Below are 14,929 nucleotides of genomic sequence, written 5' to 3'. Positions count from 1 at the left end.
GACACATCGTCTTGTGCCGTCCTGCACGACTTTGTTCGCGCTTTCAGCGCCGACTGACTTCTTCGCGTGCCGCTTTCAGATTCGTCCGATGGCCTTGCACAGGGCTTCTTTCTAGAGTGCCCTACCCCACCAGACCCCACGATCGGACTGCGTTCGCTCGCATGCCGATGCGGTCTGGTTTCTTCATTTCAGAGCACAGGAATTCCATGGCCTCCGAGCAGACGAACAGCGTCGCCCTTTCCCAGAACACCGACCTCGCATCGACCTTTGCGCCCCCGCCTCTTCATGTGGGCAGCGCCGCCGACGACGCCGGCGACATCCTGGGCAGCATCGCCCACGGCGGCGTCACCGACGACCGCCAGCCCGAATTTGGCGGCCGGGGCACGCCGGGCGACACCATCGTCATCCGCAACAACGGCACCGAGATCGGCACCACCGAGGTCGACGCCAACGGCAGCTGGACCTTCACGCCCTCAACCGACCTGCTCGAAGGCCAGCACGCCATCACCATCGTCACGCGCGACGACAGCGGCAACGAGGGCACGCCCTCCCCCGCGTTCAACTTCGAGATCGACGTGACTCCGCCCGACGCCAGCCGGCTGAACGTCAGCGGCTTCACGGACAACGTGGGCGGGGTCACCGGCAACGTGATCTCGGGCGGCACCACCGATGAAACGCGCCCGCTGCTCAGCGGCATCAGCACCGGCGTGCCCGGCCACACCGTCACCGTGATGGTGAAAGACGCCACCGGCACCCATGAGCTCGGCCTGGCCACCATCGGCGAGAACGGGCAGTGGACCTTCCAGGTCGACACCCCGTTGAACGCAGGCCTGAACACCTTCATGCTCGTGGAGCGCGACGCCGCCGGCAACGAGACCATGCCGACCGGGCGCTACAAGGTGACCGTCAGCACCGACAAGCCGAACGCGCCTGTGATCGACAGCGTGTTCGACGACGTGGGCGAGCCGCACATGCTGCAGCAAGGCGAGGCCACCAATGACGCCAGGCCGACGCTTGCGGGCACGGCGCAGGCCAACCACACCGTCAAGTTCTACGACGGTTCTACGTATCTGGGCGAGGCCGTGGCCGACGCTTCGGGCAACTGGAGCTTCACGCCCACGGTCGGCCTGACCGATGGCACGCACGGCATCACCGCCACGTCCACCAGCCCCAAGGGCCAGACCAGCGGCGCGAGCAACACCTGGAATTTCGTGGTGGACACCGTTGCCCCCAAGATGCCGATCAAGCTTCTCGCCGACGGTGCCCATGTGGATGTGTACTTCGACGCCACCGACGCGAAGGCCGGTGACACGGTGCGCGTGTTCTTCGGCGACAGGCAGGTCGATCACGTGCTGACCGGAGCCGACATCGCCGCCGGCAAGGTTTCCCTGGCCGACGCAGGGCAGCCATCGAAAGCGGTGATCATCGATCCCGCAGGCAACGTCTCGCCGGCACGCACGCCGACCGCCGGCACGACCATCGACAAGGTGTACGACGACCAGGGCAGCATCACGGGCGACCTGCTTCCGGGCGCCGTGACGGACGACAACCAGCCCGACATCAGCGGCACGTCAGAGGCCAACAGCACCGTCCTCATCAAGGACCACGGCGTGGTCATCGGCCAGACAGAGGCTGACGCATCGGGCCACTGGACGTTCAAGTCACCGATGCTTCTGGCGGACGGTGCTCACAGCCTGACCGCCACCGCCGTGGGCAAGGATGGCATTGCCGGCGCGCCTTCAGACGCGTTCCATCTCACGGTGGACGCCAAGGCGCCGCTCGCGCCCTCCATCGAAAGCGTCTTCGACAACGAGGGCCCGGACCACGGCACCGTGGTTTCTGGCAGCGTCACCGACGATGCCACGCCTGCGATCAACGGCAAGGCCGAACCGAACAGCACGGTCATCGTCTATGGCAATGGCGTGGAACTGGGCCGTGCCCCGGTCGACGGCGCAGGCCGGTGGACCTTCGAGCCCAACCCGCCATTGGAAAATGGCGCCTACAAGCTGACCGCGAAGGCCGTCGATGCAGCGGGCAACATCAGCGTGCCGTCCAACGAATTCAACTTCGTGCTGGACAAGGACCTGAGCACGGGCGACGACCATCCGCGCGAGTTGCTTGAAGGCAAGAGAGGCTTCAACGCCACCCTGCTGATTGATACGTCAGGCAGCATGGGTGGCGCACCGCTCGCATCGGTCCAGCAGACCCTGAAGGATCTGGCAACGGCCTACCTCGAAGTCGGGGAATCCGTGACTTTGACGCTTCTGAGCATGAGTTCGAACAAGCCAGTGAAGTACACCTTTGCCAACGCAGCCGATGCAGATTATTTGAAGTACATCACTGCAGTGAACGCGCTGGGATCCAGCGGCATGATTGCTTACGAGACAACCGTACTGGCAGCCATGAACAGCATCAAGGCCGACTATCTGGCAGGAAAGGGGCCGAGCCAAGTTTTCATTCTTGGCGATACAGCGAACTCTCTTTCGCGTGAGACAGCTGACAAGTGGCAAGCCATGCTGAAAGACCCCGATGGTGACGGCAACCCGTTGACGACGCCCATCGTGTCGACACCGATATCCTTCGTCCCACTGGGCGGCTACTACGTCTATTCGTTCGAGTGGCTGGCCAGCGACAAGGCGATCGGCATGCCGACGCCCGAGATGCTGCCCGAAATCTTGCTGGGCTCCGCAGTTGCAGACAGCATCTCAGGAAACCTGCTGGGCAACGACGTGAAGATCACAGTGGATGGCAAGGAGCGCCTGAGCCAGATCACGTTCGAAGGCGGTGTGTTCCGTATCACCAGCGACAACAAGCTGGTCGTGGAAAACGCCAGTGGCAAGGTCATTTCCGCGGCCTACGACGCCAGCAGCGGCCTGCTGACCGTCGCCACCACCAACGGCTGGCTGAAGGTCTACATGCAGAACTCCACCGGTCACAAGGCCGGGGACTACTCGTACGCAGCCAAGCTCGCCACCCTCTACAACCTGGAAAGCTCGGTGAAGGAGGTCTACGGCTACACCGTGGTCGACAGCAAGGAGGCCTCGCAAACGTCCAAGCTGCACATCAGCATCCAGCAGCCTTCTGCGAGCGAGCTGTTGAAGATCTCGAGCCTGGGCAAGGACACGGGCGTGGCGGGCGACTCGGTCACGGCCGACGGCAGCGCCGGGCGTGCGATCACCGGCACGCTGTCGATGCCTCTGGCTTCGGGCCTCAAGGTCCAGGTGTCCGTCGATGGCGGCAAGACCTGGCAAGACGCCGTGGTCAACGGAAAGAACTGGGCCTTCGTGGACCTTTCGGCACACACCAGCGACTGGGCTTACCAGGTGCGCGTCAGCGACGGGGTCAAGCATGGGGCCGATGTGTTGTCCCAGGAAGTCACTCTGGTTGATGTGCCAGGGGCACCGGCCATTGTGCGCATTCCAGATGCCGAAGGCATCTACACCTCCACGAAGGCGCAAGACGGCTCGCAGGTGCTGCTGTCGCTCGCCGGTACGGGCGCCAAGGCGGGCGACACGGTGCACATCCAGTGGGGCATGAGCACGTACGACCAGGTGCTGACGCAGCTGGACATCAACACCGGCATCGCGACCATCAGCGTCCCATCGACCGTGACCTACTCATACCAGGGCGCGGCGAAGGACTTCGCGGTCACCGCGCAGATCATCGGCAAGGATGGTGCGATCGGCGCGGTGTCCAAACCCTACGAGGTGGTCGGTACGGCTGCGCTGACGGCGGTGAGCGACACCCTGCAGAAGGCGCCGGTGGGCGACGTGTACACCGGCACCGGCTTCAAGGTCACGACCACGGGCACGCTGGCCAAGACGGTCGCGACCACGACGGCACTGGCCGGCCTCACGCTGAACGACGCCACGCAGGCCAACGCGCTGTTCACCCTGGACAAGCCGGCCAACTACTTCTCGCTGCGCCTGACCGGCATCGACAACGCCATGGGCGCGCAGATCCAGGTGTTCGACGTCAAGGGCAACCTCATCCACACCGAGAACTTCATCGGCGGCACGGATGCGCGCCACACCAAGGTGTTCACCTACACCTCGGCGGAACTGGTGGACATCGGCTCGTTCAAGGTCATCTCGCTGAGCCCGAGCGTGACGCTGGACGCGTTCAGCCAGAAGGTGGTGAACCACGTGGCGGAAACGCGCGACCCCAACCTGATCGAGTACGCACCCGAGACCTTCTACGGCGGCACTGGAGATGACGTGGTGTCGCTGTCGGTCAGCGCGACGACCTACTTCAACCAGGCCACGGCGGGTATCCACGGCGGCAGCGGCATCGACACGCTCAAGCTTGAGGGCTACGCGCACGTGCTCGACCTGACCAAGGTCGGCAACAAGCTGAGCTCGATGGAGGTCATCGACATCACGGGCACCAGCTACAACACGCTGACCCTGTCGCTGGCCGAGGTGCTGAACAACGGCGGCGTCGACCTGTTCCACCAGGGCGACAAGAGCCGCGTGCAAATGATGATCAAGGGCAATGCCGGCGACACCGTGAACCTGAGTGACCTGCTCGCCGGTGGCATTGACCAGGGTGACTGGATCAAGAAGAGCAGCGTCACGGTGCAGGGCGTGGCGTACGACAGCTACCAGCACTCGTCGCTCGCCGCCGAGCTGCTGGTACAGCAGGGCGTGACCGTCAAGGTCACCAACTCGACGCTGGTCGGTGCGGTCGGCACCTTCGAAGCACCGTCGGATGCCATGCCGGACGCCCTCCCCGATGACGAGGTGCTGAGCCACTCGACCCAAGGCTACACCCATGGCGACGACGCGATCATCGCCAAGCTCGGCTTCGCGGACCGCCTCAGCGGCGGCGCCGGCAACGACACCTTCACCAACGTCGGCACCCGCGACGCGGTCCATGGCGGTGCAGGCGACGACACGATCCGCATCAACAGCGGCGACTTCGAGCGCGTTGAAGGCGGCCTGGGCATCGACACCCTGGTCATGGACGGCAAGGCCATGCACATCGACCTGACGGCCTTCGGCCTGAAGATCCAGGGCATCGAGAAGTTCGACCTGGGTGCCGGCGGCAACACGCTGGCGCTGCACGCCAGCGACGTGCTCGCCGGCGGCATGCGCGACATGGTCACGGCCGACGGCAAGGTGCAGATGCTGGTCAACGGCGCCAATGGCGATGTGAACCTGCTCGGCGGCGACGACGGCTGGACCCTGGGCAATGCAGCCACCGTCGGCGGCGTGACCTACAGCGTCTACACCAACCTCGCCGGCACCGCAGAACTGCTGGTCGAAGACAAGGTCCACGTGACCATCCTCTAAGCCTGCAGACAGGCCATGCGGCGCCCCATCGGCGCCGCCCCGACGCGACAGCCGCCCCGTGCGACTGTCGCGTTTTTTGTTGTGCCTGCCCTTGCGTCAGCCCGCCGTCACCGCAGGCCCGAACCCATGGGTCTCCCCCGCCTGCTCGCAAGGCACCCGCTCCACCTGCACGGTCGAGTGGTGGATGTCGAACTTCTCGGCCAGCAGGCCGCGCAGCCGCAGCATCAGCGGTGCCAGGTCGACCACGTCGGGCGTGCACACCACGTGCACGCTCAGGCTCACCTTGCCGCTGGACAGCGCCCACACATGCAGGTCGTGCAGGCCCGCCACGCCCGGCTGCGCCTGCAGCGCGCGCTCGACCTCGGGCAGGTCGATCTCGTCGGGCACGCCTTCGAGCAGCACGTTGAGGCTCTCGCGCAAGAGGCGCCAGGTGCGCGGCAGCACCCACAGGCCGATGGCGACGGCAATCACCGAGTCGACCCAGGCCCAGCCCGTGAAACGGATGACCAGCGCGCCCGCGATCACGCCGACGGAGCCGAGCATGTCGGCCCACACTTCGAGGTACGCGCCCTTCACGTTGAGGCTCTCGTCCTTGCCGCTGGCCAGCAGGCGCATGCCGATGAGGTTGACCACCAGGCCGCCGATGGCCACGAGCAGCATCATGGTCGACTGGATCTCGGCCGGCTGCGAGATGCGCCGGTACGCCTCGTAGAGCACGTAGATCGCCACGAAGAACAGCAGCACCGCATTGACCACGGCCGCCAGGATCTCGAAGCGGAAATAGCCGAAGGTGCGCCGCTTGTCCGCCGGCCGTTTGCCCAGCCAGATGGCGGCCAGCGAGATGGCCAGCGCCACGGTGTCGGTGGCCATGTGGGCCGCGTCGGACAGCAGCGCCAGGCTGCCCGACACCAGCCCGCCGATCACCTCGGCGACGAGGTAGGTCGAGGTGAGCGCCAGCGCCCAGCGCAGCGCCTTCTCGTTGCCACCTACAGCATGTGAATGCTCATGGGCCATGGGAACCTTGCAGTGCGGGATCGAGGGGTGCGCCGTGTTGCTGCTCGGCGTTGGCTTCCTGCACCTCGTCTTCATCGCGCCGGTGGGCGATGCGGTACAGCAGCGGCAACACCAGCAGCGTCAGCGCGGTCGACGACAGGATACCGCCGATGACCACGGTGGCCAGCGGGCGCTGCACTTCGGCGCCCGTGCCGGTGGCGATGGCCATGGGCACGAAGCCCAGCGAGGCGACCAGCGCGGTCATGAGCACGGGGCGCAGCCGCGTGAGCGCGCCTTCGCGAATGGCTTCGTCCAGCGGCAGGCCGCCCTCGCGCAGGTTGCGGATGAACGAGATCATCACCAGCCCGTTGAGCACGGCCACGCCCGACAGCGCAATGAAGCCCACCGCCGCCGAGATCGACAGCGGAATGCCGCGCAGCCACAGCGCGACGATGCCGCCCGTGAGCGCGAACGGAATGCCGGTGAACACCAGCAGCCCGTCCTTCAGGTTGCCGAACATCGCGAACAGCAGCGTGAACACCAGCAGCAGCGACACGGGCACCACCACCTGCAGGCGCTGCGTGGCCGAGGCCAGGTTCTCGTACTGGCCGCCCCACACGGTCCAATAGCCCGGCGGAATGCGCACGGCGCGCATGGCCTCCTCGGCCTCGGCCACGAAGGAGCCGAGGTCGCGCCCGCGCACGTTGGCGCTCACCACGATGCGGCGCTTGCCGTCCTCGCGGCTGACCTGGTTGGGGCCGGGCGCGAGGTCGAGCGTGGCCACTTCGCCCAGAGGGATGAAGCTGGTGCGCAGGCCTTCGCCGCCCGCCCCCTTGGGCAGCGCGATCGGCAGCCGGCGGATGGCCTCCAGGTCGGTGCGCAACGTCTCGGGCAGGCGCACGAGGATGTCGAAGCGGCGGTCGCCGTCGAACAGCGTGCCGGCCTCGCGACCGCCCACGGCGGTCGAAATGGCGTCCTGCACATCGCCCACGTTCAGGCCGTAGCGCGCGGTCTTCTGGCGGTCGATGTTCACAGTGAGCATCGGCAGGCCGGTGGTCTGCTCGACCTTCACCTCGGCGGCGCCGGGCACCTTGCCCAGCGCGTTCGACACCTGCGCGGCGGTCTGGTTGAGCACGTCCATGTCGTCGCCGAAGATCTTCACGGCCACGTCGCTGCGCACGCCCGAGATCAGCTCGTTGAAGCGCAGCTGGATGGGCTGCGAGAACTCGTAGTTGTTGCCCGGCAGCTTCTCGACCTCTTCCTGCACGGCGGCCAGCAGCTCGGGCCGCGTGCGCTTCGGCTTGGGCCACTCGCTCTCGGGCTTGAGCATGATGTAGCCGTCGGAGATGTTCGGCGGCATCGGGTCGGACGCGATCTCGGCCGTGCCGGTGCGCGCGAACACGCGCTCGATCTCGGGGAACTTGTCTTTCAGCGTGCGCTCGAGCTGCTTTTGCATCTCGACCGATTGCGTGAGGCTGGTGCCCGGGATGCGCAGCGCCTGGATGGCGAAGTCGCCCTCGCTCAGGCTGGGCACGAACTCGGTGCCCAGGCGCGTGGCCAGCAGGCCCGAAAGCACCACCGCCACCACCGCCGTGGTGATGACCAGCGGCTTGGCATTCATCGCGCGCGACAGCAGCGGCGCGTAGCCGCGCTTGGCCCACAGCATCAAGCGGTTTTCCTTCTCGGCGACCTTGTTGCCGATGAACAGCGCCACGGCGGCCGGGATGAAGGTGATCGACAAAATCATTGCGCCCAAGAGCGCAATCACCACGGTGAAGGCCATCGGGTGGAACAGCTTGCCCTCGACGCCGGTGAGCGCAAAGATCGGCAGGTACACGATCATGATGATGAGCTGGCCGAACAGCAGCGGCCGGCGCGCCTCCTGCGAGGCCGCGAACACTTCATGGAAACGCTCGCTGCGCGTGAGCGCCCTGCCGTGTTTCTCCTGCGCATGCGCCAGGCGCCGCACGCAGTTCTCCACGATCACCACGGCGCCGTCGATGATGATGCCGAAGTCGAGCGCGCCCAGGCTCATGAGGTTGGCGCTGACCTTCTGGTTCACCATGCCGGTGAAGGTGAAGAGCATCGACAGCGGGATCACCGTCGCGGTGATGATGGCCGCGCGGATGTTGCCCAAAAACAGGAACAGGATCGCCACCACCAGCACCGCGCCCTCGAAGAGGTTCTTCTTCACGGTGGCGATGGCCTTGTCGACCAGCACCGTGCGGTCGTACACCGTCACGGCCTTCACGCCCGCGGGCAGCGTGCGGTTGATCTCCTGCATCTTCTTGTCGACCGCCTGCGAAACGGTGCGGCTGTTCTCGCCGATGAGCATGAACACGGTGCCCAGCACCACCTCGCGGCCGTTGTCGGTGGCGGCGCCGGTGCGCAGCTCCTGGCCGATGCCGACCTCGGCCACGTCGGACACGCGCAGCGGAATGCCGCCGGCGTTGCCCAGGATCACGTTGCCGATGTCTTCCACCGACTTCACCTGCCCGGGCGCGCGAATGAGGTACTGCTCGCCACGCTTCTCGATGTAGCCCGCGCCCACGTTGGCGTTGTTGCGCTCCAGCGCGGTGACCAGGTCGGTCATCGTGAGGCCGTGCGCCAAGAGCTTCGCGGGGTCGGGTGCGATCTGGAACTCCTTGGCGTAGCCGCCGATGGAGTTGATCTCGGTCACGCCCGGCACGTTGCGCAGCTGCGGCTTGATGATCCAGTCTTGAATTTCTCGCAGGTCGGTCGGCGTGTAGGGCTTGCCGTCGGCCTTCTTCGCGCCCTCCTCGGTCTCGACGGTCCACAGGTAGATCTCGCCCAGGCCGGTCGAGATGGGCCCGATCACCGGCGACACGCCGGGCGGCATGCTCTCGCGCGCCGACTGAATGCGCTCGTTCACGAGCTGGCGCGCAAAGTAGATGTCGGTGCCGTCCTTGAAGATCACCGTGACCTGCGACAGGCCGTAGCGCGACAGCGAGCGCGTCTGCTGCAGGCCCGGCAGGCCGGCCATGACGGTCTCGATGGGGTAGGTCACGCGCTGCTCGGCTTCGAGCGGCGAGTAGCCGGGCGCGGACGTGTTGATCTGCACCTGCACGTTGGTGATGTCGGGCACGGCGTCGATGGGCAGCTTCTGGTAGCTGAAGACGCCGAGCGCCGCCATGCCGAGCACGGCCAGCAGGATCAGCCAGCGCTGCTCGATGGAGAAGCGGATGATGCGTTCGAACATGCGGTCGTCCTCAGTGGGTGTGCGTGGCCGAGCTCTTGCCCTGCTGCGACTTCACGACGAAGCTGCCGCTGGCCGCATAGGCCGCGCCGGGCTTCAGGCCGCCCACGATCTCGATGCGCTGGCCGTCGCTGCGGCCGGTCTTCACGTGCTGCGGCACAAAGCCGCCGGGCACGCGCAGGAACACGGTGGGCTGGTCGTCCACGGTCTGCACGGCTTCGGCCGACACGGTGACGGGCGCATCGGCCTCCGATGCCACCAGCTCCACGTTCACGAACAGGCCCGGGCGCCAGGTGCGCTGCGGGTTGGTGAGCGTGACGCGCGCGGTGGCGGTGCGCGTCTGCGCGCCGATGAGCGAGCCCACGTACGACACCGTGCCGCGCGCGGCCTGGTCAAAGGAACCGGCGCGGATGGTCACGGCCTCGCCGATGCGCACCAGGTTCAGGTTGCTGGCGGGCACGCTGATCTCGGCCCACACGGTCGACAGGTCGGAAATGGTGAACACGTTGACCGCCTCGCCCACCGATTCGCCCAGCGAGATGTGCTTTTCGACCACCATGCCGTCGAAGGGTGCGCGCAGCTCGTAGCGGCCCAGTGCCGACGAGCCGGGCGTGGCGCCCAGCGCCAGCAGCTTCTGGTTGGCGTTGGCCACGGCGATCTGCGCCTCCTGCATGGCCTGCTCGGCCTGCAGGAAGTCTTGCTGCGGCGAGATCTTTTCTTCCCACAGCTTCTTCTCGCGGTCGTGCGTGGTGCGCGCCAGTGCCAGCCGGCGCTGCGCGGTCTGCAGCTCGCTGCGCTGCTCCGAGAGCGCGGGGCTGGAGATCACGGCCAGCACCTGGCCGCGCTTGACCTCCTGGCCCAGGTTGGCCGACACGCTGTCGACCACGCCCGCCACGCGCGGCACCACGTGGGCCGTGCGGTCTTCGTTGAACTTGATCTCGCCGGGCAGCTGCAGCGACGTCTTGATGCGCGCCGGGCCGACGCTGTCGATCGCGATGCCGGCGGCCTTGACCTGCTCGTCGGTGAAGGGGATCTTTTCTTCGTCTTCCTTGTGGGCGTTGGCGGCGGCTTTCTGCGGCTCTGCCGATGCAGGCGTGTCCTTGCCGGGCGCCTTGCCCGCATCCTTGCCGGCGTCCTTGCCTTCTTCCGCGTGGTGTTCCTTGTCGCCATGGCCTTCGTCATGCGAATGGCCGTGGTCGTCTTCCTTGCCCTTGGCGTGGCTCTTGTCTTCCTCGTGGTGCTCGCCGTCGGCGTGGCCGGCGGACTCCGAATGGCCGCCCGCCTCGGGCTTGGACGGCGCGGTGCGCAGGATGAGCGCGCCGGCAACGAGGCCGGCGAGCAGGACGGCGGCAATGGCGATCCACTGCTTGCGGCCGGCGGACGTGGTGCGGTTGTGTGGTGTGGTCATGGTCGGAATCGGTTCGGTGTTCTTCTTCAGCGCACGTTCGGCGTCGCGTTCGAGGCGATGTCGTCGCCCTCCGTGCCCAGCAGGCGGTCGAGCTCGCCGGCCGCGCGGTGTGCTTCGGCCAGCGCGACGAGGTACTGGTTGCGCACCTGGAACAGCGTGCGCTGCGCGTCGAGCGCTTCGAGAAAGCTGAACTTGCCCAGCTCGAAGCCCTTGGTGGCGGCGCGGTAGGCGGTCTCGGCGCCGGGCAGTGCGTCGCGCTGCAGCGTCTCGGCGGTGGCGCGCGCGGAACGCAGGCGCTCGCTGGCCTGGGCCACGTCGGCGCCCAGTTGCAGCTCGGCGGCGGCGAGCTCGTCGCGCGCCTTGTCTTCGCGGCTCAGTGCCTCGGCGATGTTGCCGCGGTTGGTGTCGAAGATCGGCAGCGGCACCGACAGGCCCACCACCACCTGGTTGCGCCGGCTGCTGCTCACGGCCTCGCCGCCCTCGCCTTCGGACGCGGGCACGCGCTTGACGCCGAGCGACACGGTCACGTCGGGAATGCGCTTGGCCTGCTCCAGGTCGCTCAGCGCGCGGCGGCGCTCGACCTCGAGGCGGGCCTGGCGCAGCACGGGCGCATCGGGCAGGCGGCGCGCCACCTCGGGCGCGGCGGCCTGGGCCGGCAGCTGGTCGACCGCGCCGTCCACCTGCGTGAAGCGCGGCGACGGGTTGCCCCACAGCGCGGCCAGCAGCTGGCGCGACGCGCGCAGCGTGCCTTCGGCCTGCAGCAGTTCGACACGGATGCCGGCCTCGGCCACGCGCGCCTTGGTTTCCTCGAGCGGCGACACCTTGCCGGCCGCCACGCGGTTGGCCGCGGCGCGGGTGGCGATCTGCGCGAGCCCCACCGAGTCTTGCGCCAACCGCAGGCGCTCCTGCGCGGTCAGCACGTCGAAGAAGGCAGTGACGGCCGCGGCGCGCAGTTCGGCGCGCCGCGCCGACAGCGCCGACGTCGCCTGGTCGCGCGCACGCTCGGCCGCCGTGACGCGCGCGGCGCGCTTGCCGCCCAGCTCGAGGGGCTGGCTCAGCTGCAGCGTGGTCGTGCGGTTGTTGCGGCGCAGGTCTTCCAGCTGCGTGTCGAGCGTGGGATTGGGCCAGGCGCCGGCCTGCACCACGGCGCCGTCGGCGGCGGCCTGTTCATGGCGCGCGGCCGACAGGCCCGGATTGGCCTGCAGCGCCAGCGCCACGGCGGCGCGCAGGGTCAGCGGGCCTTCGGGCTCCAGCGTGCGGGCGGGTGCCGACAGGGACGACGAGGGACCGGCCGCCTGCGCGGTCTGCTGTGAAAAGGCCGGGGGTACCGCCAAGGCCAACACGGCCAGCGGCACGAAAAGCGTGCGCATCGAATTCTCCTGGGTTGCGAAACAACGGACGGACGAATTCGGCGAGGAGCGCTCAGCTGATGAGTGAGATCAGAAAGAAGAAAAGGGGCTGTGCTCTCGCCGAATCAGGCGCAGAGCAACCAGTCGGGGCGCACCGGCACTTCGGCGATGTGCGAGGCGAAGCGTTCGGTGGAAGCGGCGCGCAGCGGCTGCGAAGCCACGGGCGCCTGGGCCGGCAGCGCGGCGGCGGTGTCCGCATGCTGGGCCTGCCCGAAGTGGGCAACGATGCAATGGCCGACCGCCGCATTGGGCTGGCGGGTGCTGTCTTTCTTGGCGCCGTCGCCCGCGTGGGTGCGGTCGGTGCCGCGCGGCTCGTCCTCGTGGTGGCCCCAGTGGCCGCTGCTCTTGTCGCCTTCGTGCAGGCAATAGGCGGCCGACACCGCCCAGCTGTACTGGAAAGGCAAGAGAAACAGCAGGAAAATCAGGAGCCAGCGGCGCATTGTTGACAAAAGTATATCGACGGGGCGTGGCGCGCCGACCATGAAAAGCCCTGCGAACCGAGGGCCCGGCCCACTGTACGACAGCGTGTCGGCGCTTTGTCCTTCAATAGGATTACTAAATCGTAACCAGCGTCTCGAAAGGCCTTGGGTACGATCCGTACCATGCGAATTCTTGTCATCGAAGACGAACCCAAACTGGGCGATTACCTGAAAAAGGGGCTGGAAGAGAACGGCTACGTGGTCGACATCGCCCGCGATGGCATCGAAGGCCGCTACCTCGCCACCGAGGGCGACTACGCGCTCGTGCTGCTGGACGTGATGCTGCCGGGCATCGACGGCTTTGCCGTGCTGCAGGCCATTCGCCGCACGAAGAACGTGCCCGTGCTGGTGCTCACCGCGCGCGACAAGGTCGAAGACCGCGTGCAGGGGCTGCAGCAAGGCGCCGACGACTACCTGGTGAAGCCCTTCTCCTTCTCGGAGCTGCTGGCGCGCGTGCAGGCGCTGCTGCGACGCGGCAAGACGCAGGAACCCACGGTGCTGCGCCTGGCCGACCTGGAGCTGGACCTGGTGAGCCGCAAGTGCATGCGCAACCGCACGCGGCTGGACCTCACGGCCAAGGAGTTCACGCTGCTGGTGGTGCTGCTGCGCCGGCGCGGCCAGATCCTGTCGCGCTCCACGCTCGCCGAGCAGGTGTGGGACATGAACTTCGACAGCGACACCAACGTGGTCGAGGTGGCGATTCGCCGCCTGCGCAGCAAGATCGACGACCCCTTCGACGTGAAGCTGCTGCACACCGTTCGCGGCATGGGCTACGTCCTGGAAGACCGCTCCTGGGCATGAGCCCGAAGCCGCATTCGATCCAGAGCCGGCTCTCGTTCTGGTTCGCCGCGCAGACGCTGTCCGGCCTGAGCATCATCTGCCTGGCCATCTACCTCGTGACCGCCTGGAGCTTCGGCGCCAAGCAGCGCGACGCGCTCGACCAGAAGACGGTGCTCGTCGAGCACCTGCTCAAGGAGGCCGAGAAAGGCGGCGACCTCGTCTTTCTGCGCCACAAGCTCGACGACTTCTTCTCGATGCAGGACGACGTGACCTTGTCGATCGCCAACGCCGGCAAGCCGCTGTTCCAGTCCACGCCGCCGCCGCAGGGCCGCTGGCTGCGGCGCGCCATCGTCGTGCCCTGGCAGAACGGCGACTTCCACACCGACCTGTCGGTGCAGGTCGGCGTGAACATCGCGCAGGACTCGCGGCTGCTCGAACGCCTGGCCTGGACGCTGCTGGGCGCGGTGGTGCTGGGCACGGCGCTGGTGTCGCTCACCGGCATGTGGCTGGTGCGGCGCGGGCTGCGGCCGCTGAAGGCACTGGCCGAGCGCACCGCGGCCATCACGCCCGACCACGTCCACCAGTCGATCGACCCCGGCGCCTTCGCGCAGGAGCTGCGGCCCTGGATCACGCAGTTCAACGCGCTGCTGGCGCGGGTGCAGCGCGCCTACGTGCAGCTGGAGTCGTTCAACGCCGACGTGGCGCACGAGCTGCGCACGCCGCTGGCCAACCTGCTGGGCTCGACCGAGGTGGCGCTCACGCGCCCGCGCAGCAACGAGGAGCTGCAGGCCGTGCTGGCCTCCAACCTCGAGGAGATGGGGCGGCTGTCGGGCATCGTGACCGACATGCTGTTTCTTTCGAAGGCCGACCGCGGCACCTCGGCGCGCTCGATGGCCCCGGTGAGCCTAGCGGAGCAGGCGCGCGACGTGATCGACTTCTACGACGCCATGCTCGACGAGGCCGGCCTGCGCGCCGAGGTGCACGGCGAGGCCGTGGCCGAGGTGGACGCGGGGCTGATCCGGCGCGCCCTCTTCAACCTGCTGGGCAATGCGATCCGCTTTGCCGAACCGGCCTCGACGCTGCGCATCGAGATCGCGGCCGCCCCTGGCGGAGAACACCACACCATCGCCGTGATCAACCGCGGCGCGGCCATCGACCCCGAGGCATTGCCGCGCCTGTTCGAGCGCTTCTACCGCGCGGCCCAGGCGCGCGACGGCTCCACGCGCCACCACGGGCTGGGCCTGTCGATCGTCGAGGCGATCGCGCGCATGCACGGCGGGCAGGTGTTCGCGTCGAGCCAGGGCGGCGAGACGCGCATCGGGTTCAGCGTGCGCCGCAGCGGCTGAAGG

Annotated in this window: 8 protein-coding genes; 3 read left to right on the top strand and 5 right to left on the bottom strand. The window is 67.4% G+C overall.

Annotated features, from left to right (window positions below):
• Nucleotides 1-206 precede the first annotated feature (206 nt).
• Entirely contained in the window at nt 207-5,294 is a 5,088-nt protein-coding gene (locus AC1RGU_RS13895) for an Ig-like domain-containing protein (protein WP_492696589.1), read from the top strand.
• Between the two features lie 96 nt (nt 5,295-5,390).
• Here AC1RGU_RS13895 and AC1RGU_RS13890 read toward each other — a convergent pair whose 3' ends face one another.
• The 5 genes from AC1RGU_RS13890 to AC1RGU_RS13870 all read right to left on the bottom strand — a co-directional run bounded on the left by AC1RGU_RS13890 (nt 5,391) and on the right by AC1RGU_RS13870 (nt 12,761).
• Nucleotides 5,391-6,308 carry a cation diffusion facilitator family transporter gene (locus tag AC1RGU_RS13890; protein WP_492696588.1) on the bottom strand — a complete coding sequence of 306 codons (918 nt, stop codon included), beginning with the start codon at nt 6,306-6,308 and terminating at the stop codon, nt 5,391-5,393.
• Nucleotides 6,298-9,507, bottom strand: a complete 3,210-nt coding sequence (locus tag AC1RGU_RS13885) for a CusA/CzcA family heavy metal efflux RND transporter (protein ID WP_492696587.1) — start codon at nt 9,505-9,507, stop codon at nt 6,298-6,300. Before AC1RGU_RS13885 ends, AC1RGU_RS13890 begins: the two co-directional genes overlap by 11 nt.
• 10 nt (nt 9,508-9,517) lie before the next feature.
• Nucleotides 9,518-10,912, bottom strand: coding sequence for an efflux RND transporter periplasmic adaptor subunit (locus AC1RGU_RS13880; protein ID WP_492696586.1), 1,395 nt, complete (start codon nt 10,910-10,912; stop codon nt 9,518-9,520).
• Nucleotides 10,913-10,938: 26 nt separating this feature from the next.
• A complete protein-coding gene (locus AC1RGU_RS13875; RefSeq protein WP_492696585.1) occupies nt 10,939-12,282 on the bottom strand; it encodes a TolC family protein in 1,344 nt (447 codons plus the stop codon).
• 104 nt (nt 12,283-12,386) lie between these two features.
• Entirely contained in the window at nt 12,387-12,761 is a 375-nt protein-coding gene (locus AC1RGU_RS13870) for a hypothetical protein (RefSeq protein ID WP_095746104.1), read from the bottom strand.
• Nucleotides 12,762-12,923: 162 nt separating this feature from the next.
• Between AC1RGU_RS13870 and AC1RGU_RS13865 the strand changes: the two genes are divergently transcribed.
• Both AC1RGU_RS13865 and AC1RGU_RS13860 read left to right on the top strand, forming a co-directional pair.
• Nucleotides 12,924-13,601 (top strand): heavy metal response regulator transcription factor, encoded by a 678-nt coding sequence (locus AC1RGU_RS13865; RefSeq protein ID WP_062481258.1) that lies wholly within the window; start codon nt 12,924-12,926, stop codon nt 13,599-13,601.
• Nucleotides 13,598-14,926, top strand: coding sequence for a heavy metal sensor histidine kinase (locus AC1RGU_RS13860; RefSeq protein ID WP_492696584.1), 1,329 nt, complete (start codon nt 13,598-13,600; stop codon nt 14,924-14,926). The genes AC1RGU_RS13865 and AC1RGU_RS13860 overlap by 4 nt, the downstream gene beginning before the upstream one ends.
• The last annotated feature ends 3 nt before the right edge of the window (nt 14,927-14,929 follow it).

Source organism: Variovorax sp. GW823-FHT02B07 (genome assembly GCF_058797695.1).
The sequence above is the reverse complement of the archived record's forward strand: the minus strand, read 5'-3'. Positions and strand labels throughout refer to the sequence as shown.